We start from the raw sequence: 19,293 nt of genomic DNA, 5'->3' as shown, positions 1-19,293 counted from the left end.
CGTGCGGCTTTCCCAGGAGAGGCTGCCTCAGGAGACGATCCGGGCCAAGCGCGACGGCCAGCCCCTCGATCCAGACGAGATCGGGGCCTTCATCCGCGGCCTCACCGACGGCACGGTCGGGGAGGGTCAGGCGGCGGCCTTCGCCATGGCGGTGTTCTTCCGCGGCCTGTCGCTGCCGGAGCGGGTGGCGCTGACCCGGGCCATGGCCGAGTCGGGCCGGGTCCTCGCCTGGGACCTGCCCGGGCCCGTCCTCGACAAGCACTCCACCGGCGGCATCGGCGACGCGGTGAGCCTGCCGCTCGCCCCGATGGTCGCGGCCTGCGGCGGCTACGTGCCGATGATCTCGGGGCGCGGCCTCGGCCATACCGGCGGGACGCTGGACAAGCTCGGCAGCATCCCGGGCTACGACGCGACGCCGGGCCTCGACGCGTTCCGCCGGGTCGTCGGCACGGTCGGCTGCGCCATCATCGGCCAGACCGCCGAGCTCGCGCCCGCGGACCGGCGCCTCTACGCGATCCGCGACGTCACCGGCACGGTCGAATCCCGCGACCTGATCACCGCCTCGATCCTGTCGAAGAAGCTCGCCGCCGGGCTCGACGGGCTCGTGATGGACGTGAAGCAGGGCTCCGGCGCCTTCATGGCGACGCTGCCCGAGGCGCGCGCCCTGGCGGGGAGCATCGTCACGGTGGCGGAGGGGGCCGGCCTGCACACCGCCGCGCTGATCACCGACATGGACGCGCCGCTCGCCAGCGCGGCCGGCAACGCCGTCGAGGTCGCCTACGCGATCGACTACCTGACGGGCGCGCGCCGCGAGCCGCGCTTCCACGCGGTCACGGTGGCCCTGGGCGCGGAGATGCTGGTCGTCGGCGGCCTCGCGCCGGACCGCGACAGCGCCGCGGAGCGGCTGGAGCGGGCCCTCGCGTCGGGCCGGGCGGCCGAGGGCTTCGGCCGCATGGTCGCGGCCCTGGGCGGGCCGGGCGATCTCCTGGAGCGGCCGGCGGCGCATCTGCCGGCGGCACCGGTGCGCCGGGCGGTGCGTCAGGACGGGACCGTCGCGGGGATCGCGACGCGGGCGCTGGGCCTGGCGGTGATCGGACTCGGGGGCGGACGCACGCGGCCGGAGGATCCCGTCGACCCGCGCGTCGGCTTCACGGACCTCGCCGGTCCGGGATCGTCCGGCGGCCTGCTCGGGATCGTCCACGCGGCCGACGAGGCCGCCGCGGACCGGGCCGAGGCCGCGCTGCGGGCGGCCTACCGGATGGGCGACGCGCCGACGGAGCGGCCGCCCGTCCTGGAGCGGGTGGACGCCGGTTAGGGGCCGCGCCCGGTCGGGACCGGGCGCGCGGACCAGCTGTTACCAGCGGCCGTAGCCGTGACGGTGGCCCCAGCCACCGTGGTGATGGTGACGCGGCCCGAAGCCGTGGTGCCGCCAGCCGTAATGGTGGCCCCGGCCCCAGCCGCCGTGATGGTGATGGCGCGGGCCGTAGCCGTGGTGGCCCCAGCCGCCGTGGCGGTGCCCGTAGCCGTAGCCGTACTGGACGGTGTGGACGTCGCCGCCTTCCGCCCGCAGGCCGGCATCGCGGCCGAGGGGGGCGGCCGTCGCGGGCGCCGCGAGGGCGAGTCCGCCCAGGGCCAGGGCGGCGGCCAGGCGGGTCCGTGCGGTCTTGGTGAACATCGGCGTTCTCCTGATCCACGCCGGTCGCCCTGTGGCGTCCGGCCGTGTCCCAGGTCTGCGCCTTTCCAGTTGACGCAAACGTGACCTGTTCGCTCAGGCCGTGTTCAGGTCAGGGTCGGCGGTAGACCCAGACCCGCGCCGGCGGCAGGTTCAGCCAGACCCGGTTGGAGCGGTCCGCGGTGTAGCTGCCGGCCTCGCAGCGGGCCGGGATCGGCGGCACGACCGCGTAGGTGAACTGCACGAACGGCGCGCCCGGCCGCATCAGGTCGTGGGCGGTGTTGAGCAGGTCGAGCCGCTGCTCCAGCGGCTTGGTGAACAGCGGCAGGCTCGAGATCGTCGCGGCCGCGGGCTGCGTCAGCACGTCCTCGAGGCTCGCGCGCATGTTGTAGGCATCGCCCTGGATGACCCGCACGCCCGGGAAGCGATGGGTCAGGAGGCGGCAGAAATCGGGGTTGAACTCCACGAGGATCAGCCGCTCCGGCGCGACGCCGCGCCGGATCAGCGCCTCGGTCACCGGCCCGGTGCCGGGGCCGAGCTCGACGACCGGCCCTTCCAGGCGCGGGTCGACGTAGGCGGCCATGGTCCGGGCGAGCATCTTGCCCGAGGGCGTCACGGCCCCCGTGACCAGGGGGCGCTCGAGCCAGGACCGCAGGAACCGGGCCTCGTCCTCGAGGGGGTCGCGCCGCGGCCCGAAAATCGCGCTCCTGCCCGCAGGAGCCTTCGCGTTGGGACGGCGGAGCGGCGGCAAGTCCTGGATTCCTTGATGCCGGATGAGAATGAATGGCTAGGGACGGCGCTGTCTTACAGTCAAGCCGGCGCCGCGCCTAGGGGATGCAAGCCACGCCGGCCGCTTGCATAACGGGTCTTCCCGGGATTCGGATCCGGCCTCACGGCCGGACCGCACCCCCGAAGAAGTCCCGCACCTTCGAGAAGAAGCCCGCGGATTCGGGATGGTTCTCCGGGGAGGCCGACTGATCGAACTCCTGGAGCAGCTCGCGCTGGCGCTTGGTCAGGTTCTGCGGGGTCTCGACGAAGACCTGGATATAGAGGTCGCCGACCTCCCGCGAGCGCAGCACCGGCATGCCCTTGCCCTTGATGCGGAACTGCTTGGCGGTCTGCGTCCCCGCGGGGATGCGCACCTGCGTCTGCGAGCCGTCGATCACCGGCACGGTGATCTCGCCCGAGAGCGCGGCCGTCACCATCGAGATCGGCACCCGGCAGAACAGGTCGGCGCCGTCGCGCTGGAAGAACTCGTGCTGCTTGATCGACAGGAAGACGTAGAGGTCGCCCGCCGGCCCGCCGCGCAGCCCGCTCTCGCCCTCGCCGGCGAGCCGGATCCGCAATCCGTCGTCGACGCCCGCCGGCACGTTGATCGAGAGGGTGCGCTCGCGGTTGACCCGGCCGGCGCCCTGGCAGGCGGTGCAGGGATCGTCCACGATCTCGCCGCGGCCGTGGCAGTTGGGGCAGGTCCGCTCGATGGCGAAGAAGCCCTGCGCCGCCCGGACCCGTCCGTAGCCCGCGCAGGTCGGGCAGGTCCGCGGCTTCGAGCCGGGCTTCGCGCCGGACCCGTCGCAGACCTCGCAGGTGATCGAGGTCGGGATCTTGATGGTCTCGGCCTTGCCGGTGAAGGCCTCCTCCAGGGTGATCTCGAGGTTGTAGCGCAGGTCGGCCCCGCGCTCGCGGCCCGGCGTGCCGCCGCGGCCGCGCGCGCCGCCGCCACCGCGGCCGTCACCGAAGAAATTGTCGAAGATGTCCGACATGAAGTCGCCGAACTCGTTGCCGAATCCGGGACCGCCGCCGCCCTGGCTGAAGGCCGCGTGGCCGAACCTGTCGTAGGCGGCGCGCTTCTGGCCGTCCGAGAGGCACTGATAGGCCTCGTTGATTTCCTTGAACTTGATCTCGGCGTCCTTGTCGCCGGGATTCCGGTCGGGATGATAGGTCATCGCGAGCTTGCGGAAAGCGACCTTCATCTCGCCTTCCGTGGCGGTCTTGGTGACCCCCAGGATCTCGTAATAGTCCCGCTTCGACATCCCGCCCTCAGGTGCCTTCCCGTCCCGTCCCGAACCCCGGGCCGCGACGCTTCTACCACTGCGCCGCCGATCCGGGGCGCCGCTGACGAGCCCGGAAACCAGAAGCGCCGACGACGCGGATTCGCGCTCTGCCGTCGGCCCTGGATCCCGGGCCCCGCATGCCCGGCATGACGGAGCTTCTGAATACGCTGCTCACGCAAAGGCGGGGCCGGATCGCTCCGGCCCCGCGCGGTCGTATCAGATCCGCGCCTCAGGCGCGCTTCTTCTGGTCCTTCTCGTCGACCTCCTGGAAGTCGGCGTCGATGACGTCGTCCTTCTTCTCGGAGGCCGCCGCCTCGGCCCCGGCATCCGGGCCGGCCGCCTGGTTGGCGGCGTACATGGCCTCGCCGAGCTTCATCGAGGCCTGCATCAGGTCCGTGGTGCGGGCCTTGATGGCCTCGACGTCGTCGCCCTCGAGCGCGGTCTTGAGCGCGGTCATCGCGGTCTCGATCGTGCCCTTGTCGGCGGCCGGGACCTTGTCGCCGTACTCGGTCACCGACTTCTCGGTGGCGTGGATCAGGCTCTCGCCCTGGTTCTTCACCTCGACGAGCTCGCGGCGCTTCTTGTCGGCCTCGGCGTTCGCCTCGGCGTCCTTCACCATCCGGTCGATGTCGGCGTCCGAGAGGCCGCCCGAGGCCTGGATGCGGATCTGGTGCTCCTTGTTGGTCGCCTTGTCCTTGGCCGTCACGTTGACGATGCCGTTGGCGTCGATGTCGAAGGTCACCTCGATCTGCGGCATGCCGCGGGGCGCCGGCGGGATGCCGACGAGGTCGAACTGGCCGAGCAGCTTGTTGTCGGCCGCCATCTCGCGCTCGCCCTGGAAGACCCGGATCGTGACCGCGTTCTGGTTGTCCTCGGCTGTCGAGAAGGTCTGGGACTTCTTGGTCGGGATCGTGGTGTTGCGGTCGATGAGCCGGGTGAACACGCCGCCCAGCGTCTCGATGCCCAGCGACAGCGGGGTCACGTCGAGCAGCAGCACGTCCTTGACGTCGCCCTGGAGCACGCCGGCCTGCACGGCGGCGCCGATGGCCACGACCTCGTCCGGGTTGACGCCCTTGTGGGGCTCCTTGCCGAAGAAGGACTTCACCACTTCCTGGATCTTCGGCATGCGGATCATGCCGCCGACCAGCACCACCTCGTCGATCTCGGAGGCCGAGACGCCGGCATCCTTGAGCGCCTTGCGGCAGGGCTCGATCGTGCGCTGCACCAGGTCGTCGACGAGCGACTCGAACTTCGCCCGGCTGAGCTTCAGCGCGAGGTGCTTCGGGCCGGTGTTGTCGGCGGTGATGTAGGGCAGGTTGATCTCGGTCTGGGTGGCCGAGGACAGCTCGATCTTCGCCTTCTCGGCGGCCTCCTTGAGGCGCTGGAGGGCGAGCTTGTCCTTGGTCAGGTCGATGCCCTGCTCCTTCTTGAACTCGGCCGTCAGGTACTCGACGATGCGGTTGTCGAAGTCCTCGCCGCCCAGGAAGGTGTCGCCGTTCGTCGACTTCACCTCGAACACGCCGTCACCGATCTCCAGGATCGAGACGTCGAAGGTGCCGCCGCCGAGGTCGTAGACCGCGATCGTGCCCGACTTCTTCTTGTCGAGGCCGTAGGCGAGCGCCGCCGCGGTCGGCTCGTTGATGATGCGCAGCACCTCGAGGCCCGCGATCTTGCCGGCGTCCTTGGTGGCCTGACGCTGGGCGTCGTTGAAGTAGGCCGGGACCGTGATGACCGCCTGCGTGACCGGCTGGCCGAGATGCGACTCGGCGGTCTCCTTCATCTTCTGCAGCGTGAAGGCGGAGATCTGCGAGGGCGAGTACTTCTTGCCGTCCGCCTCGACCCAGGCGTCGCCGTTGTCGCCGCGGGCGATCTTGTAGGGCACGAGGCCCTTGTCCTTCTGGGTCATCGGGTCGTCGTAGGTCCGGCCGATGAGCCGCTTGATGGCGAAGAACGTGCGCTCGGGGTTCGTGACCGCCTGGCGCTTGGCCGGCTGGCCGACGAGCCGCTCGCCGTCGTCCGTGAAGGCGACGATGGACGGCGTGGTGCGCGCGCCTTCCGAATTCTCGATGACCTTGGGCTGCGTGCCTTCCATCACGGCCACGCAGGAATTGGTGGTGCCCAGATCGATGCCGATAACTTTACCCATGGTGGGATCCCTCTTTGTGTCGCGTTCAAGCAGACCGCCGAGCCCCGAAGCAGCTCGGCCCATGGCGGTGTCGGGGGTGATGTGAGTATGGGACCCGGGCCGGATCAAGGGCCGTGAACGGCTGAAACCCAGCGCGCAATCCCGCGTCGAGGGCGATATAAGAAGCCCGTTCCGGGCCCGCAAGGCGAAGCCTGCGCGGCGGGATCGGCCACGCGGATCCGCGCCATCCCCTTGTCATTCCGGCAGGATCTCGCCGCACGGCCGGCCGCGGCCCGGTGGCGTGGCTGCATTTTGTTGCTCCGCTGCCACGTCGGCGCCATCGACGGCGTGTTAACGTTTCGACAAGGGGTTGCGCGTGGCCCCGCCACTTCGTGTCCCCGTCGTAGAGTCCGATGCGCCCGACCCGCAGCCTCCTGCTCCCGATCCTGGCGGTCGCCGTCGCGGCGCCCGGGATGCTCGCCGCGCCCCCCGCGCGGGCCCAGAACTTCTTCGAGCGCCTGTTCGGCATCAAGCCGGAGCGGCCGCCGACGCCGCCGCGCGGCCTGCCGGAGCCGGCGCCTGCGCCCGGGGCACCGGGCGAGCCGGGCCCGCCCGCGGCGGCTCCCGAGGCGCCCCGGCCGGCCCCCGCGCCGGCCCGCCCGGTCGTGCTGAAGACGCCCTCCGAGGACGGCGTGATCGGCCAGGAGCTGCAGCTCAACGGCCTGTCCGGATCCCTGAAGCTGGAGCGCTCCGGCACGGCCGTCTCGGCGCGGATCAAGCTGCCCGGGACCAAGATCTCGCAGCCGGCGGAGTCGTGCACGGTGCCGCTCGCGGGCGGCAATCCGGTGACGCTCACCGCCGAGGGCAAGCCCGAGGGCGTGCCTCGCTTCGAGGCCGCCGGGGCCGAGTGCCCGCTGCGCTTCGACGTGACCGACGGCGGCGTGCTGGTCTCGAGCCTGGGTTCGGGCCCGGTCTGCACCTTCTCGGCGGCGGACTGCGCGACCACGCCGGTCGGCCTCTGGGGGCCGGGCGCCGCGACCCTGATCCCGCGGGCCGGGGAGTTCGACACGGCCCGCGGCGTGGCCGACAAGGCCGTCCGGGACAATTACAAGCTGATGACCCAGCGGGCCCGACGCGAGGACGTGCGGCCGATCGTCAGCGAGCAGGCCGCCTTCTCGTCGGACCGGGAGCAGCTCTGCCGCACCTACGCGCGCGAGGGCACGCACGGGTTCTGCCATCTGCGGGTGACGGAGAACCGCGCCCTGGCCCTGGCCACCCGGCTCGGCGCCAACACGGCGACGCCCACCGCCGCCGTGGCACCCCGCCGGCCGCGTCCCAAGCCGGCCGTCGAGGGCATGAACCCGGACGCGGTCGGCGGCGGCGACGCGCTGCCCGAATAGGCGGCCCGCGCAGGACCGCCGGCGCGACGCGGCGGCGCGACCGGGGGCGGCGGATTCGAGGCGCCGGAGCGCGCGGCCGGGTCAGGCCCGGCCGGCGGTCATCGACAGCATCGCCGGGTCGATGCCGTTGGCCCGCAGGGCGAGGTCGTACTTGGCGTCGAGGTCGGCGTTGAAGATCAGCGCCGGATCGGCCGGGCAGTTGAGCCAGCCGTTGGCCATGATCTCGCTCTCCAGCTGCCCGGCCTGCCAGCCGGCATAGCCGAGCGCCAGCACGGCGCTGGCCGGGCCGTCCCCGCTGGCGATGGCCCGGAGGATCTCCACGGTCGCGGTCAGGCAGATGCCATCGTCGATGATCAGCGTCGATTGCTGGATGTGGAAATCGTCGCTGTGGAGCACGAAGCCGCGCCGCCCCTCCACCGGGCCGCCCATCAGGACCGGCATGTGGCCGACCCGCTCGCGCAGGCGAATCGCGTCCGCCTCGGGCGCGACGTCGAGCTGGACCAGGAGGTCCGGCATGCTGATGTCGGTCGCCGCCTTGTTGACGATAATGCCCATGGCCCCGTCGGCGGAATGGGCGCAGACGTAGATCACCGAGCGGGCGAAGCGCTCGTCGGCCATGCCGGGCATGGCCACGAGGAACTGCCCGTCGAGGAAGTGCGGGCCCGACAGCTCCGTCCGGAGCGGCGACGCGGCCTTCCCGGCCTGCGACGACGCTGCCGACATGGGATCAGGCCTGCGGTGCGGAGGGTGCGCCATCCGTCCATGCTACGCCGCGCCCCTCCGTTGTCCAGCGGGCAATAGGGACGCAGCCAGCCTCCCCCAAGCTTGTGCGGGTCTCATGCGCGCCGCAGAATGTCCCGGCCGGCACGCGAAGGCGATCGTTCCGGCCACGTTCGAGACCGTGACCATCGTGGCTGGCTCCGCCTCTCAGGCCGCGTTCGCCATCGAGGAGCAGCGCGCGCGGATCGAGCGCGCGCACGAGGAGACGCGGAAGTTCGTCGCCGAGCAGCACAAGCTGATCGCCGAGCAGTCGAAACTGGCCGCGGAGCAGACCAGGCTGGCGGCCGAGCAGGTCAAGATGACGGCCGAGGCTTCGAAGACGGCCGTCGAGCAGACCAAGCTCGCGGCCGAGGCCGCCAAGATCGGCCGGGACCGGAGTCTCGCGCCCTGGCAGGTGGCGCTGTCTGGCATGACGGCCGGGGCCGCGCTGTTCGGCGCCGGGGCGGCCTCCGTCAAGCTTCTCGGACCGTGAGCCGCAGGCTGCTCCCGATCCTCGACAGGCACCCCCTGCCACGCTAGGTCAGGCGCGCTGCTCACGCGCGCCATCCCAGCGCGCGACAACGAGGGACCCGCGATGATCCAGGTCGGCGACCACCTGCCCCAGGCCACCTTCCGGGTGATCGGCCCCGAGGGCCCGATCGCGCGCACCACCGACGACGTGTTCAAGGGCCGGCGCGTGGTCCTGATCGGCGTGCCGGGCGCGTTCACCCCCAGCTGCCACCGCAACCACCTGCCGGGCTTCGTCACCCACAGGGACGAGATCCTCGGGCGGGGCATCGACGCCATCGCGGTGACGAGCGTCAACGACGTGTTCGTGCTCGACGCGTGGTCGAAGGCGAGCGGCGCCGAGGGGCTGGAATTCCTCGCCGACGGCAACGCCGATTTCGCCAAGGCCATCGGCCTGGAGATGGACGGCACGGGCTTCGGTCTCGGGATGCGCTCGAAGCGCTACTCGATGCTGGTCGAGGACGGCGTCGTCCGGATCCTCAACGTCGAGGAGACGCCCTCGAAGGCCGAGGTTTCCGGGGCCGAGGCCCTGCTGAAGGTCCTCTGAGCGCGCCGCGCGCCGCAGGGCGGCCCTCTTAAGGCCACGTTCCATCCGCTTGTGTCGCCGGGCTCTGCCCGGAGACCGGCCCGAGGACCGCATGGCCTTCCTGAACGACCTGCCCATCGCCGACCTGATCGCGAATTACGGATACATCGCGATCTTCGTGGTCATCACCCTCGAGAGCGCCGGCGTGCCGTGCCCCGGCGAGACGGTGCTGATCTCGGCCGCCGTCTACGCCGGCAGCACCGGCAACCTGAATATCGGCCTGGTCATCGCCGCGGCGGCGGCGGCGGCGATCCTGGGCGACAATGTCGGCTACTGGGCGGGGCGGCGCTGGGGCATGCCGCTGCTGCTCCGCTACGGCCACCTCATCGCCCTCGATCACGGGCGGCTCAAGCTCGGCCAGTACCTGTTCCGCCAGCACGGCGGGAAGATCGTGTTCTTCGGCCGCTTCACCGCGATGCTGCGCGCCTACGCGGCCCTGCTCGCCGGGGTCAACCGGCTGGACGCGCGCCGCTTCTTCGCCTTCAACGCCCTCGGCGGCATCGTCTGGGCCGGCAGCATGGGCCTCGGCTCGTACTATTGCGGGCGCCAGATCGAGCACATCGTCGGCCCGGTGGGCCTGACCCTGCTGGCGCTGGTGGTGTTCGGCGGCCTGGCCCTGTGGCTGTTCGTGCGCCGCCACGAGGCGCGCCTGCTCAGCGAGGCGGAGATCGCCATCCCGGGCCCGCTCGCCTGAGGATCGTCACGCCTCCGCGAGGTCGATCGCCTCGAGGGCGTCGTGGTGCAGCAGGAGCACGCCGGTGGCCGTGGCCAGCCGGCGCGCCGCCGGCGTGAAGCCGGCGTTCGACACCACGGCGGCCCGGTCCCCGTCCCAGTAGCGCAGCGCCGCGGCGGCTTCCTGAACGGCGGCGTTGCCCACGGGCTTGCTCAGCCGCTTGCACTGCACGACGAGGCGCAGCCCGTCCCGCACCGCCACGATGTCGGCGCCCTGGTCGCCGCTCGCCGGCGTCCGGTGCGCCCGCCAGCCGGCCCGGACCAGGCGCTCGGCGCAGTAGCGCTCGTAGTCGAGCCCGTCGCCGGGCGCCTCGTCCTCGTCCGGGAGCGCGACGGCGGCCGCCTCGGCCTCGATGATCGCCAGCATCCGCGCGTGCTCCGCCTCGGCGAGGTCGGCGAAGCGGGGACCGAGCTGCGGCAGGACGGTCCGCTCGAGGAAGTACGCCCGCTCGCGCAGCCAGCCGTCCTCGATCCAGTTGCCGTAGGGGTCGCTGTAGCTCTCCTGACGCCGCCGCAGCGCCAGCGTCTCGGCATGGGCCCGGGCGATCCGCCGCACCCGGGCCCGGAACCGGCGCGGGCGCCCGAGATGCCGCAGCAGGACGAGCCCGAGGGCGAGCCCCGTCGCGGCGAGCGCCGGCCGGCCGTACCAGAGCCCGAACGGGAGGCCGATCACGGCCGTCCAGAACAGGCGGGCGACGAGGCTGGGCTTGCCGGACATCGGGTCTCTGGGGCGCTGACGGGCCCCGGACCCTCGCAAGCGCGGCTTGCCCGATGCCTAACCCGGCTCCGAAAGCTGTGGACGCGGACGCGGACGAGAGCGCCGCGCCGTCAGCCCTTCCGGCGCTGGTGGCCGAGGCCCATGCTCTTGGCGAGGCTGGACCGCGCCGCGGCGTAGTTCGGCGCCACCATCGGGTAGTCGGGCGGCAGGCCCCATTTCCCGCGATACTCCTCGGGCGTCAGGTTGTAGTGCGTCCGCAGGTGGCGCTTCAGCGACTTGAACTTCTTGCCGTCCTCCAGGCAGACGATGAAGTCGGGCTGGACCGAGCGCCGGACCGGCACGGCAGGCCGCAGCTCCTCCGCCGGCGGGGCGGACGGCTCGCCGAGCCCGTGCAGCGTCGCGTGGATGGCCGCGATCAGCCCGGGCAGTTCCGGCGCGGGGACCGGATTGTTGCTCACGAAGGCCGACACGATGTCGACGGACAGCGTGAGATAGTCCGGTTGCCCTTCACCCGTGGCGTCCATCCCATAACCTCCACTCGATCCCAGCCGGCCACCGACCGCCGGCGCCGGCCGGAATCTGTCTCTGCTCGACCCGATACAGGGTAGTTAAGAGGCAGTTACTATGGTGGTGTGAATTTAATAGCAAGACCAATCCACACACGCCCACAAGTCCCGTCTTAGAGTGGATAAAGGGCGCTCGATATTGAACAAAAGGCGGTCTGGCTGCCTCGCGGGCGTCGACCAGACGATTTCCGCCCTGTGCGTGCCGACCGGGCGTTGCAGGCGCGCCGGATCGCGCCATCTGGGAGGGCGGCGGGCGCCCGGGCGTCTCGCCCGGTCGGACGTGAGCGAGGGGACCAGATGCGTGCCGCCAGGAACGGCTTGCGGGACCTCGTCCCGTGACGGCGCCGTGAGTCGCCGGTCGTGAGCACCTACCGGTTCGACAAGCTGCTGGCGCCCCGCTCGATCGCCCTGGTCGGGGCGGTGGGGCGCGCGGGCTCGCTGGGGCGCAGCGTGCTCGACAGCCTGCGCGCCGCCGGGTTCCCCGGCGCGATCATGCCGGTCCAGCCCGATCAGGCGACCGTCGAGGGGCTGCCCTGCGTGCCGCGGGTCGCGGACCTGCCCGCCGCCCCCGACCTCGTCCTGATCGCGGTGCCGCCGCCGAGCGTGCCCGAGGTCGTCGCGCAGGCCGCCGCGATCGGCGCCGGGGCGGCCGTGATCCTCACGGCGCGGCTCGGCTCCGGGCCGGAGGATCCCGGCCCGGTCGCCCACGGGATCGCCCGCGCCCACGGCCTGCGCCTGCTCGGGCCCGACAGCGCCGGCCTCGCGGTCCCGGGCGCCAAGCTCAATGCAAGCCTGTTCGCCCACGCGCCCCTGGCCGGCGACCTCGCCCTCGTCTCGCAATCCGGCACGGTCGCGGCCGCCATCGTCGCCTGGGGCGCCCGCCACGGCACGGGCTTCTCGGCGGTGCTGTCGCTCGGCAGCGTCCTCGACATCGGCGTGGCCGACTGCCTCGACCATTTCGCCGCAGATTACCGCACCCGCGCGATCCTGCTCTGCCTGGACCGGGTCGCGGATGCCCGCAGGTTCATGTCGGCCGCCCGCGCCGCCGCCCGGGCCAAGCCCGTCGTGGTCCTGCGGGCCGGCCGGCACCGGCCCGACACCCGCGCCGCCGTCACCCATACCGGCGCCCTGGCCCGCCCGGACGCGGTCTACGCCGCGGCCTTCCGGCGGGCCGGCCTGCTGGCCGTGCCGGACCTCGACGCGATGTTCTCCGCCGTGGAGACCCTGGGGCGGCAGCGGCCGTTCCCCGGTCACCGGCTGGCGATCGTGTCGAACGGCCGCGGCATCGGCCTCCTCGCCGCGGACCGGCTGATCGAGCGGGCCGGGACCCTAGCGGCGCCCGCCGAGGCGGAGGGCCGCGCGCCGGGCAATCCCCTCGATCTCGGCATCGAGGCCGCCGGCCCGGCCTTCGCGGCCGCCCTGACGCCGCTGCTGACGGATCGGACGAGCGACGCCGTGCTGGCGATCCACGTGCCGACCGTCCGCTCGGAGGCGGGCGCGGTGGCCGAGGCCGTCGCCGCGACGGTCAAGGCCGCCCGCGCCGGCCAGACCCGCAAGAAGCCGGTCTTCGCGGTCACGCTCGGCGACGCGGAGGCGGCGCGCGAGACCTTCGCGCAGGCCGGGATCCCGCATTTCACCACCGATTCCGAGGCGATCGAGGGCTTCCTGCACCTCGTCCGCTACCGCGAGGCCCAGGACGACCTGATGCGCACGCCGGACTCGCTGCCGCGGGACTTTTCCCCCGACACGGCGCGGGCCCGCTCGATCGTCGCCGGCGCCCTGCGCCAGGGCGCCGCCTGGCTCGACCCGGTGGCGGTGAACGGCCTTCTGCAGGCCTACGGGATCCCGACCGTCCCGATCACGCTCGCCCCCGACACGGACGCGGCCGCGGCGGCCGCGTGGCCGATCATCGCGGCGGGCGGGACGGTGGCGCTGAAGGTCGTCTCGCCGGACATCGTGCACAAGTCCGACATCGGCGGCGTCCATCTCGACCTGACCAGCGAGGCCGACGTCGCGGAGGCCGCCCGCAGCATCCTCGCCCGCGCCCGCCGGGAGCGGCCCGACGCCCGGGTGACCGGCTTCGCAGTCCAGCCCATGGTCCGCCGCGGCCAGCGCCGGGAGCTGATCGCCGGCCTCGCCGAGGACGCGGTCTTCGGCCCGGTGGTGGTGTTCGGCCGGGGCGGGACCGCCGTGGAGGTGATCGACGACCGCGCCCTCGGCCTGCCGCCACTCGACCTGACCCTGGCGCGCGACCTCATCGCCCGCACCCGGGTCGCGCGGCGCCTGGAGGCCTACCGCGACGTTCCGGCGGCCGATCTCGGGGCGATCGCGCTGACGCTGGTGAAGCTGTCCCAGCTCGCCGCGGACCTGCCGCAGGTGCGCGAGCTCGATATCAACCCGCTCCTGGCCGACGAGACCGGCGTGCTGGCCCTGGACGCCCGGGTCCGGATCGGGCGCGCGGAGCGCGGCGCCCACGGCCGCGGCCACCCGCGCTTCGCGATCCGGCCCTATCCGGCCGAGTGGATCCGCACGCTCAACCTCAAGGACCGGACGGTCCGAGTGCGGCCCGTGCGCCCGGAGGACGAGGGCCTGTTCCTGGCCTTCTTCAAGGGTCTCGACCCGGAGGATCTGCGGCTGCGGTTCTTCGGTCCGGTGCGCGAGTTCAGCCACGCCTTCCTGGCCCGCCTGACGCAGCTCGACTACGCCCGCGCCATCGCGTTCGTGGCCACGGAGATCGAGCCGGGCGGCGGCGAGCGCATGCTCGGGGCGGTCCGGCTCCACGCCGACGCCAACCACGAGAGCGGCGAGTACGCGATCGCGGTGGGCCGCGACGCCCGCGGGACGGGCCTCGCCTTCGCGCTGATGCGCCTGATGATCGACTGGGCGCGGTCCGAGGGGATCGGGCGGGTCGAGGGCACGGTCCTGGCCGAGAATCGGCCGATGCTCGCGGTCTGCCGCCGCCTCGGCTTCGCGCAGGGGCGCGACCCGGACGATCCGGGCCTCGTGAAGGTGCACCTCGATCTCGCCGCCGGTTAGCGGCGGCGCGACGCGGCCCGACCCGGCACCGGCCGTGCCGAGGCCGGGCGGCGCGGCTCAGTGGCCGCTGTCGGTCGCGTTGCGGGTGGTCTCGTAGAGGAACCACGTCCGCTCCTCGGACTGGTCGATCCACTCCTCGAGCTGCGAGGTGGTCGCCACGTCGCCGGCCTCGTCGGTGACGCCGTGGAGCGTCCGCATGTTGGCGGTGAGGGCCTTGTTGTCGTCGCGCAGCTCCTTGAGCATGTCGAGGGGCGAGACGTACTCGGCGTCGTTGTCGGCCACGCGGGTCAGGCTCTTCGCCTGGCCGAGCGAGCGCAGGACCGTGCCGCCGATCTTGCGGGCGCGCTCGTTCACCGCGTCGATGATCTCGAAGATCTGGGCCGACTGCTCGTCCAGCAGGAGGTGGTAGTCGCGGAAATGGGGTCCGCTCATGTGCCAGTGAAAGTTCTTGGTCTTGATGTAGAGCGCGAACAGGTCCGAGCTCAGGATCGTCAGGCCCTCGGCGATCGTCCGGACGTCGCTCGGATCGAGGTCGGTCGGGGTGTTCAGGCGCGCGCTCTCGATGCGGCTGCTCGGCTTGGCCTTGGCCATGGTCGTCTCCCGTGCGGTTCGGTGGCTCGGCGCGTCGAACCGTCTCTCCGGGGAGCGGCCGCCGCGCCTTCTGCGAGCCAATGACCGGCCCGTCGGGAGGTTCCGCCGTTCCGAGAATCGCATGGCTGGGTTGGCTTTAGCGGATAGGTTCGACGGATTCCAAACTGCGGGGCTCCGGGCCGGGCCGGGCTGCCGCCGGCTTGGCGGGGGCGGGCCTTGCCGGTGCGGGCCTGGCCCCGGCGGCCCGCGCCGGGACCGGCTTCGCGTCGTGGGCGGCACCGGGCCGGGGCGTGGCCGGCGCGGTGGTGGCGGGGGTCGGCTTCGCGGCGCCCGCGTCCGCAGCCGCCGCGGGCGGGATCGCGCCGGTGGCGGCGGGCTCGGCCGCCGGCGTGTCGAGGTTGTAGATGTCGTCGCGGAAATGCGCCTTCCCGTCCGGCGTGGCGTAGCCGGTGAGATACACGAAGGTCACCGGGATCGGCTTGGCGAGCTTGATGTCGCGGCGCTCGCCGTCGGCGATGCCGGTCTCGATCTCGATGGGGCCCCAACTCGTGCCCGGCCCGTTGGGGCCGTCCGTGCCCTGCAGCAGCCAGCCGACGAGTTCCTTCACCTGTCCGACCCGGACGCAGCCGTGGCTGTGGAAGCGCACGCTCGCGGCGAAGAGCGACTTCGCCGGCGTATCGTGCATGTAGACGGCAAAGCGGTTCGGCATGTCGATGCGCACCTGGCCGAGCGAATTGTCGAAGCCGGGATCCTGGCGCAGCGTGTAGTTGACGGCCTTCTCGCCCGCCCAGTCGATCCGGGTCGGGTCGACCTCGCCCGCCGGGCTGAGGATCCGGATGTGGTTCTTGGCGAGATAGCCCGGATTCCTGCGCATCTGCGGGATGATCTCGTTCTTCACCACCGAGGCCGGGACCGTCCAGGTCGGGTTGAAGTTGATGTCGGTGATCCGCGTCTCCACCGGCGGCGTCGCCTTGTCGGGGGAGCCGACCACCGCGACGTAGCGGCGCGCGACGGCGCCGTTCTCCACCGCCTCCACGGCGGCGGACGGGATGTTGACCACCACGTAGCGCTCGCCGAACGGGAATTTCGAGCCCATCAGCCGGGCCGCCGAGGCGGCGAGCTGCCGCTGGCGCACCGCGGCCGGCACGTTGAGCGCGTTGATGGTGAGCCGGCCCAGGACGCCGCTGTCGGGCAGGCCGTGACGGGCCTGGAACGCCGCGATCGCCGCCACCAGCGGCGGGTCGAGGCGGTCGTTCGGGGGCGCGTCCGCCGGCAGGTCGCCGGTGAGCGTCAGGTGGTGGCGCAGGGCGGGGATCGCCGGGTGGCGCTCGCCGGGCTTGAGGCGCGCGAGATCCTCGGGCAGCCGCTCCCAGCCGCCGGCCTCCGCGAAGGCCGCGTAGCGCTCGGCCGCCCGGAGCGTGTCGAGGAACGTCCGCGACGTCAGCGTCGGGTTCGGGTCGGTGGAGACCTTGGCGTAGACCAGCGGCGCCGGCTCGCGCGACTTCTTGGCCGCCTCCTGAGGCTTGGCCTGCTGCGCCCTGGTCTCCGACGCCTTGGTGTCCTGGACCTTCGCGCTCTGGGCCTTGGCATCCTGCGCCTTGCCCTGCACCGGGACAGGCTCCGGCACGACCTCGGTCGCCCTGGGCTCGGGCGGCTTGGTCTCGGCCCGCTTGGTGTCCGCCTGGCCGGCGGCGCCCTTCGCCTCGGGTGCCCGGGGCTCCTGGCCCTTCGCGGTCTCGCCCGCGGCGGCGGGCGGCACCGCGACCGGCACGGCGAGCGGCGGCACCGGCGCGGGGCCGGCCTGCGCGGCGCCGGCCCCCTGCGCCAGGGCGGCGCCCGGCGCTCCGAGCAGGGCCAGCAGGGACAGGCCCGCACCCAGCGCGGCGTGCGGGCGGGCGTGACGGCGGGGCTGGACCGGGACCATACGCAACACTCCCGACGGCGCCCGGGACCGGGCGATCGGGCGGGATCATGGACCGGCGTGGTTACCAATCTCCTCCGGCCTTCACCGGGCTCGGAGAGCTGGATTCACCATGCGGACACTGGTCCAGCCGCTCAGCGCGCCGCGCGGATGTCGGTCCGCGCGAAAAGCGCGCTTATGCTGAGACCCCGACGCCCGCCGCGAGATCGACCTCCGCCATGCCGGAATCCGGATACCCGATCCCGAAGACGATGCCCTACCTGCCGCAGCTCGACGGGGTGCGGGCGCTCGCCATCCTGATCGTGTTCGCGGCCCATTGCGGCTACAGCCACGTGGTGCCGGGCGGCTTCGGCGTGACCGTCTTCTTCTTCCTCAGCGGCTACCTGATCACCACGCTCCTGCGGATCGAGCGGGCGCGGACCGGCACGGTGTCGCTGGGAGCCTTCTACCTCCGGCGGAGCCTGCGCATCCTGCCGCCCATGTACCTGACCCTGCTCGCCTCCGGCGCGCTCTACGCGGCGGGGTGGCTCGACTGGATGCCGGTCGCGCCGGCGGCGATCCTCGGGCAGGCGACGTTCCTGACGAACTATCCCGGCCTGTTCGGAACCGAGGCGGTGCTGCCGGTGCCGCTGTGGAGCCTCGCCATCGAGGAGCACTTCTACCTCGTCTTCCCGCTGGTCTTCCTGCTCTGGCTCGGGCGCCTGCGACCGCGCCGCGCGGCCCTGGCCTGCCTGGGGCTCTGCGCGGCCGTCCTGGCGATCCGGTGCGTCAACGTCTGGCGGCTGCCGGATTACAGCCTGAACTACAGCTGGACCCACACCCGGATCGACGCGATCCTGTTCGGGTGCTGCCTCGGGCTGTGGAACAACCCGGTGGTTCCGGCCGACCGGGCGTGGCGTCCCGCGCCCTGGCACGTCGCGGCGAGCCTCGCGGTGATCCTCGGGACCCTGGCGGTCCGCGATCCCGCCTTCCGCGAGAGCCTGCGCTACACGCTCCAGAGCGCCGCCCTGTTCGTGCCCTTCGCGTACCTGCTCCACGGCGAGGGGCCACTGGTGCGGCTGCTGGCCGGCCGGCCGATGCGCCAGCTCGGGCTCTGGTCCTACAGCTTCTACCTCGCGCACATGACCGTGGTGGCCCTCGTACTGCACCTGCGGCCCGGGCTGCACGGCGTCGGGCTGATGCTGGCCGCCTTCCCGGTGACGCTGCTGTGGTGCTGGGGGATGTACGGGCTCGTCGAGCGCCCCTGCGCGCGCCTCCGCCGCCGGCTGCTGGCGGACCGGCCGCCGGAGCCGAGCCTGGCCGAGGACGGCCGGCGGGCCGGGATCACGCCCGCCTGAGCCTGTCGCGGGCGGCCCTGTGATCCGGCGCGGCCGCGAAGGCCGCCTTCATGGCGTGCCACAGGGGCTTGCGCCGGAACTGCGCGTCGAGCGGCAGGGCCCGCTGCGGCAGGCCGTCGGGCCGCTTGCGGTAGGGATGGTCGTTCAGCCACGTGTCCGGGTCGTAGATGTCCCAGGTCAGGACGTCGAGGCAGGCGGGCTCGTCCAGCACCACGTCGAGGTAGCGCCGGGCGTAGTCGGCCACCATCCGGTCGCGGGTCGCCACGTCGGACGGGAAGGCGCGGTCGTCGATGTCGAGTTCGGTGATCTCGATCCCGAATCCCATCTGGCCGATCTCCCGCAGGAAGCGCCGCAGCTGGCCCTGGTCGATCGGGATCGTGCTGGTGAGGTGCGACTGGAGCCCGAAGCGCCGGATCGGCACGCCGCGGGACCGCATCGCCTCCAGGCGGCGCAGGACCTTGGTGCGCTTGGCCTCCATCCAGGGCACGCCCTGCTCCACCGCGTCCTCGTTCCAGGTGCCGGCGGCCGCGGGGTCGGTCTCGTGGAGGATCCGGAAGGCGAGGTCGACGTAGCCGGGTCCGATCGCGGCGAGCCAGGGCGAGTCGCGCAGGCCGCCGCCGCGGTCGGGATCGGCCTCGTTGCCGAGGATCTCGTTGACCACGTCCCAGGCGACGATCTGCCCCCGGTAATGGCCCGCCACCGTCTCGATCCAGCGCCGCATGAAGTCCTCGGCCTGGACGGCGCTCGCCCGGCCGAGCAGCGGCCCGACCCAGGGCGGCAGCGCCGCGTGCCAGACGAGCGTGTGGCCGCGCATGCGCTGGCCGTTCCCCCTGGCGAAGCGCAGGATCGCGTCGCCGCGGGCGAAGTCGGTCTTGCCCGGCGCCGGCAGGACCTCCTCCATCTTCATCTCGGTGCCACAGACGAGGATGCCGCATTCCCGCGCCACCGCCTCCCGGTAGGCGGGCGTCGCGTCGAAGCGGTGGAACGGCACCTCGCAGCCGTATGTCAGGCCCTTGGCGGCCGCTGCGGCCTGGAGGCTGTCGGCCGACCAGGACGGCCGGCCGAGGGGACCGAACCCCGCCAGGCCGGCCGCGCGCGCCGTGCCGGCGAGGCCGAGGGAGGCCGCGCCCGCGAGGATCGATCGGCGGCTCGGGGGAGGGGACATCCGGGTGCTTCGTTCCGCAGGGGGGCCCGCCACCCTAGCAGACGCCGCCGGGGCGGCGATCCGCTGGTACTGCCGGGGCCGGGGCCAGGATCGGGACGCGATC

General features: G+C 72.7%; 17 protein-coding genes. 7 read left to right on the top strand and 10 right to left on the bottom strand.

The genetic code is table 11. The features are described 5' to 3' along the window. The first annotated feature begins 1 nt into the window (after nucleotide 1). Entirely contained in the window at nucleotides 2–1,315 is a 1,314-nt protein-coding gene (gene deoA / locus ACTJK8_RS14970; protein ID WP_058607173.1) for a thymidine phosphorylase, read from the top strand. Between the two features lie 39 nt (nucleotides 1,316–1,354). Here deoA and ACTJK8_RS14965 read toward each other — a convergent pair whose 3' ends face one another. From ACTJK8_RS14965 to dnaK, 4 genes are all read right to left on the bottom strand, one after another. After that, complete coding sequence (locus ACTJK8_RS14965; RefSeq protein WP_024829062.1) at nucleotides 1,355–1,675, bottom strand: hypothetical protein; 321 nt, start codon at nucleotides 1,673–1,675, stop codon at nucleotides 1,355–1,357. 109 nt (nucleotides 1,676–1,784) lie between these two features. Then, a complete protein-coding gene (locus ACTJK8_RS14960; protein WP_012320852.1) occupies nucleotides 1,785–2,423 on the bottom strand; it encodes a class I SAM-dependent methyltransferase in 639 nt (212 codons plus the stop codon). Nucleotides 2,424–2,562: 139 nt separating this feature from the next. Next, entirely contained in the window at nucleotides 2,563–3,705 is a 1,143-nt protein-coding gene (gene dnaJ / locus ACTJK8_RS14955; RefSeq protein WP_024829063.1) for a molecular chaperone DnaJ, read from the bottom strand. Between the two features lie 250 nt (nucleotides 3,706–3,955). Continuing rightward, nucleotides 3,956–5,872 (bottom strand): molecular chaperone DnaK, encoded by a 1,917-nt coding sequence (gene dnaK, locus ACTJK8_RS14950; RefSeq protein WP_440762118.1) that lies wholly within the window; start codon nucleotides 5,870–5,872, stop codon nucleotides 3,956–3,958. A 392-nt stretch (nucleotides 5,873–6,264) separates the two neighbouring features. Here dnaK and ACTJK8_RS14945 point away from each other — a divergent pair, with 392 nt between their 5' ends. Further along, a complete protein-coding gene (locus tag ACTJK8_RS14945) occupies nucleotides 6,265–7,251 on the top strand; it encodes a hypothetical protein (RefSeq protein WP_440762117.1) in 987 nt (328 codons plus the stop codon). Between the two features lie 81 nt (nucleotides 7,252–7,332). On the opposite strand, the gene ACTJK8_RS14940 is transcribed toward ACTJK8_RS14945, so the two are convergent. Next, complete coding sequence (locus ACTJK8_RS14940; RefSeq protein WP_012320848.1) at nucleotides 7,333–7,974, bottom strand: YqgE/AlgH family protein; 642 nt, start codon at nucleotides 7,972–7,974, stop codon at nucleotides 7,333–7,335. 115 nt (nucleotides 7,975–8,089) lie between these two features. Here ACTJK8_RS14940 and ACTJK8_RS14935 point away from each other — a divergent pair, with 115 nt between their 5' ends. From ACTJK8_RS14935 to ACTJK8_RS14925, 3 genes are all read left to right on the top strand, one after another. Next, nucleotides 8,090–8,503 carry a hypothetical protein gene (locus tag ACTJK8_RS14935; RefSeq protein ID WP_012320847.1) on the top strand — a complete coding sequence of 138 codons (414 nt, stop codon included), beginning with the start codon at nucleotides 8,090–8,092 and terminating at the stop codon, nucleotides 8,501–8,503. A gap of 102 nt (nucleotides 8,504–8,605) precedes the next feature. Continuing rightward, nucleotides 8,606–9,085: a peroxiredoxin gene (locus tag ACTJK8_RS14930; RefSeq protein ID WP_012320846.1), complete on the top strand. Its 480-nt coding sequence runs from the start codon at nucleotides 8,606–8,608 to the stop codon at nucleotides 9,083–9,085. Between the two features lie 91 nt (nucleotides 9,086–9,176). Next, nucleotides 9,177–9,818, top strand: a complete 642-nt coding sequence (locus ACTJK8_RS14925) for a DedA family protein (RefSeq protein ID WP_012320845.1) — start codon at nucleotides 9,177–9,179, stop codon at nucleotides 9,816–9,818. A 6-nt stretch (nucleotides 9,819–9,824) separates the two neighbouring features. Here the strand turns inward: ACTJK8_RS14925 and ACTJK8_RS14920 are convergent, their stop codons facing one another. Both ACTJK8_RS14920 and ACTJK8_RS14915 read right to left on the bottom strand, forming a co-directional pair. Next, complete coding sequence (locus ACTJK8_RS14920) at nucleotides 9,825–10,574, bottom strand: restriction endonuclease (RefSeq protein ID WP_012320844.1); 750 nt, start codon at nucleotides 10,572–10,574, stop codon at nucleotides 9,825–9,827. A 110-nt stretch (nucleotides 10,575–10,684) separates the two neighbouring features. Then, complete coding sequence (locus ACTJK8_RS14915) at nucleotides 10,685–11,098, bottom strand: MucR family transcriptional regulator (protein ID WP_012320843.1); 414 nt, start codon at nucleotides 11,096–11,098, stop codon at nucleotides 10,685–10,687. A gap of 402 nt (nucleotides 11,099–11,500) precedes the next feature. On the opposite strand from ACTJK8_RS14915, the gene ACTJK8_RS14910 reads away from it, so the two are divergent. Further along, complete coding sequence (locus ACTJK8_RS14910) at nucleotides 11,501–14,176, top strand: bifunctional acetate--CoA ligase family protein/GNAT family N-acetyltransferase (protein WP_024829066.1); 2,676 nt, start codon at nucleotides 11,501–11,503, stop codon at nucleotides 14,174–14,176. 57 nt (nucleotides 14,177–14,233) lie between these two features. On the opposite strand, the gene ACTJK8_RS14905 is transcribed toward ACTJK8_RS14910, so the two are convergent. Next, nucleotides 14,234–14,767, bottom strand: coding sequence for a Dps family protein (locus ACTJK8_RS14905; protein ID WP_012320841.1), 534 nt, complete (start codon nucleotides 14,765–14,767; stop codon nucleotides 14,234–14,236). Between the two features lie 136 nt (nucleotides 14,768–14,903). Beyond that, nucleotides 14,904–16,691, bottom strand: coding sequence for a L,D-transpeptidase family protein (locus tag ACTJK8_RS14900; RefSeq protein ID WP_440762116.1), 1,788 nt, complete (start codon nucleotides 16,689–16,691; stop codon nucleotides 14,904–14,906). A 215-nt stretch (nucleotides 16,692–16,906) separates the two neighbouring features. Here ACTJK8_RS14900 and ACTJK8_RS14895 point away from each other — a divergent pair, with 215 nt between their 5' ends. After that, nucleotides 16,907–18,025 (top strand): acyltransferase family protein, encoded by a 1,119-nt coding sequence (locus ACTJK8_RS14895; RefSeq protein WP_012320839.1) that lies wholly within the window; start codon nucleotides 16,907–16,909, stop codon nucleotides 18,023–18,025. Here the strand turns inward: ACTJK8_RS14895 and ACTJK8_RS14890 are convergent. Continuing rightward, entirely contained in the window at nucleotides 18,012–19,190 is a 1,179-nt protein-coding gene (locus ACTJK8_RS14890; RefSeq protein ID WP_440762115.1) for an endo-1,4-beta-xylanase, read from the bottom strand. The two genes, ACTJK8_RS14895 and ACTJK8_RS14890, sit on opposite strands and share 14 nt — an antisense overlap. Nucleotides 19,191–19,293 lie beyond the last annotated feature (103 nt).

Origin of the sequence: Methylobacterium sp. 22177 (genome assembly GCF_052045615.1) — a bacterium.
Taxonomy (GTDB): domain Bacteria; phylum Pseudomonadota; class Alphaproteobacteria; order Rhizobiales; family Beijerinckiaceae; genus Methylobacterium; species Methylobacterium radiotolerans.
This window is presented reverse-complemented; position numbering and strand designations above follow the sequence as displayed.

What these genes read in the sequence shown, in the direction of transcription:
- ACTJK8_RS14965 (WP_024829062.1), bottom strand. Translation starts at nt 1,675, where the DNA reads ATGTTCACCAAGACCGCACGGACCCGCCTGGCCGCCGCCCTGGCCCTG.
- dnaJ (WP_024829063.1), bottom strand. Translation starts at nt 3,705, where the DNA reads ATGTCGAAGCGGGACTATTACGAGATCCTGGGGGTCACCAAGACCGCC.
- dnaK (WP_440762118.1), bottom strand. Translation starts at nt 5,872, where the DNA reads ATGGGTAAAGTTATCGGCATCGATCTGGGCACCACCAATTCCTGCGTG.
- ACTJK8_RS14945 (WP_440762117.1), top strand. Translation starts at nt 6,265, where the DNA reads ATGCGCCCGACCCGCAGCCTCCTGCTCCCGATCCTGGCGGTCGCCGTC.
- ACTJK8_RS14940 (WP_012320848.1), bottom strand. Translation starts at nt 7,974, where the DNA reads ATGTCGGCAGCGTCGTCGCAGGCCGGGAAGGCCGCGTCGCCGCTCCGG.
- ACTJK8_RS14935 (WP_012320847.1), top strand. Translation starts at nt 8,090, where the DNA reads ATGCGCGCCGCAGAATGTCCCGGCCGGCACGCGAAGGCGATCGTTCCG.
- ACTJK8_RS14930 (WP_012320846.1), top strand. Translation starts at nt 8,606, where the DNA reads ATGATCCAGGTCGGCGACCACCTGCCCCAGGCCACCTTCCGGGTGATC.
- ACTJK8_RS14925 (WP_012320845.1), top strand. Translation starts at nt 9,177, where the DNA reads ATGGCCTTCCTGAACGACCTGCCCATCGCCGACCTGATCGCGAATTAC.
- ACTJK8_RS14920 (WP_012320844.1), bottom strand. Translation starts at nt 10,574, where the DNA reads ATGTCCGGCAAGCCCAGCCTCGTCGCCCGCCTGTTCTGGACGGCCGTG.
- ACTJK8_RS14915 (WP_012320843.1), bottom strand. Translation starts at nt 11,098, where the DNA reads ATGGACGCCACGGGTGAAGGGCAACCGGACTATCTCACGCTGTCCGTC.
- ACTJK8_RS14905 (WP_012320841.1), bottom strand. Translation starts at nt 14,767, where the DNA reads ATGGCCAAGGCCAAGCCGAGCAGCCGCATCGAGAGCGCGCGCCTGAAC.
- ACTJK8_RS14900 (WP_440762116.1), bottom strand. Translation starts at nt 16,691, where the DNA reads ATGGTCCCGGTCCAGCCCCGCCGTCACGCCCGCCCGCACGCCGCGCTG.
- ACTJK8_RS14895 (WP_012320839.1), top strand. Translation starts at nt 16,907, where the DNA reads ATGCCGGAATCCGGATACCCGATCCCGAAGACGATGCCCTACCTGCCG.
- ACTJK8_RS14890 (WP_440762115.1), bottom strand. Translation starts at nt 19,190, where the DNA reads ATGTCCCCTCCCCCGAGCCGCCGATCGATCCTCGCGGGCGCGGCCTCC.